A 1,567-nucleotide genomic window follows, 5' to 3' on the forward strand; every position below is an offset into this window, starting at 1 on the left:
ACACCAAGCGAGATCTCGAGCAGCTTCTTCATCGGCCCGGCGAGAAGTATTGTCGATAGGCGGCGGCGAGGTCGCCTTGCGCGGCGCGAAGTTCCTGCTGCGCCTGGCTGGCCTCGGCGTGCTGTCCGGCCTCGACCGCGTCCTTGGCCCGCCTTGCCGCGTTCGACAGCCTGCTGAGAGCCTCTGCCAGCGCATCCCGCTTTGCCTGGTCGGACGGAGACGCCGATTGCACTTGCCGGCCGGCGTCGGCGAGTGTCTCGGCAAAGGATTGCAAGGCGGACGATGCGTAGCGGGACGGCGCGGCGCCGGCGAGCCAGGCATCACTTACCATCACCGCCGACTGTACCGTCGAGGCTGCAAGCTTCGATTGCTGGTCGACGGTTTCAGACGAGGAGCAGGAGGCAAGCGCCAGCGCCAGCAGAGGCAGGGAGGCCCGGCACGGCCGGGCAACGGTGCGCAACATCTTCCACTCGTTGCAATCGCTTGAAATCACGATGATAAAGCCGCACCCACGGGAAAGTTCCTCCGTGTTCGGGATTTGCGCCACCGATGCCTGCTGCAGGGCGCGCGCGTAGACAGCTTTCGGCTCTTCTACCCTGGCCGGGAATTGCAATTTCTTGTCGGTAAAAAACGAGGCTGGTTCTCCGTTGGAAGCCCGCCGGACCTCGGCCGTATTACTTTGTTCCGCGGGCCCCGCGCACTTAATCATGTCGTACGAGCCGGCGCTTCGCCATGTCACCAATATTGGCAAAAGCCGCAACCTTGTCGATCATCGCTAGGATCGCCTTCGGATTGCTTTGATGCACCATATGTCCGGCACCCGGGACGATATCCAGAAGTGAATGGCTTATCTCGCCTTGCAACCGCAGCGCCTCGGTCTTGGCATCGAACAGCTGGTCGCCCGCGCCGGCAATTATCCCGACAGGGACGGCGATTTCGGCATATTGGCGATTTGGGAAAAGTGCCGATGCCAGCATCAGGAAGGATTCAGCGGAGATGGATCGCAGTTGCGAGGGCCGGCTCGCCAACCCTCTTGTCGTTGTCGCGAAAGGGATCGCGATCGTTGCCGGATGAAAAATCTTCTTCATCGCCCAGCGCCAGTTCAGCCTGACTAGCGAAGGCAGCACCGCGTGGCGCAGCACCGTCCCGATCAGCGGAACCGCCGGCAGCGCGGAGATGACAAGGGCAAGCCTTGGCGACGGGTAATGATAGCCGGCGACGACAACGGCGCCGGCAACCGACCGGGGATGCCGGCGCGCCATTTCGAGCGCCACCGCTGCTCCCCAGGAATGGCCGACAACCATGTAGCGCTCGATGCCGAGTTTCGCGACCGCGGCATCGATGAGGTCGGCCTGGGCAGCTGCTGTCCAAGGTCTGCCGGCCGGGCGTGGACTCATGCCGAAGCCGGGCCTGTCGAAGGCAAGTACGCGATATCTAGCGGCGGCCCTGCCGAAGATGCCGCTTGTCTTGAAGTCTTCCGCCGAGGCGCCATTGCCGTGCAACAGCAGAAGCGGTTGCCCGTGGCCCGCCTCCAGGAAATGCAGCTTCGTTCCCCGGAGATGGATGA

At 63.2% G+C, this 1,567-nt stretch carries 2 protein-coding genes; both read right to left on the reverse strand.

The window, feature by feature from the left end; translation table 11 throughout:
- Nucleotides 1-28: 28 nt before the first annotated feature.
- Nucleotides 29-463, reverse strand: coding sequence for a hypothetical protein (locus EOA27_RS35840; protein ID WP_189354143.1), 435 nt, complete (start codon nucleotides 461-463; stop codon nucleotides 29-31).
- A 238-nt stretch (nucleotides 464-701) separates the two neighbouring features.
- On the reverse strand, nucleotides 702-1,567 hold an 866-nt coding region (locus EOA27_RS35845), incomplete at its 5' end, for an alpha/beta hydrolase (RefSeq protein WP_145970811.1).

The organism is Mesorhizobium sp. M2A.F.Ca.ET.037.01.1.1 (assembly GCF_003998075.1).
GTDB lineage: Bacteria > Pseudomonadota > Alphaproteobacteria > Rhizobiales > Rhizobiaceae > Mesorhizobium.

Bases quoted from the DNA above. Each gene is read 5' to 3' on its own strand.
- EOA27_RS35840 (WP_189354143.1), bottom strand. From the start codon at position 463: ATGTTGCGCACCGTTGCCCGGCCGTGCCGGGCCTCCCTGCCTCTGCTG.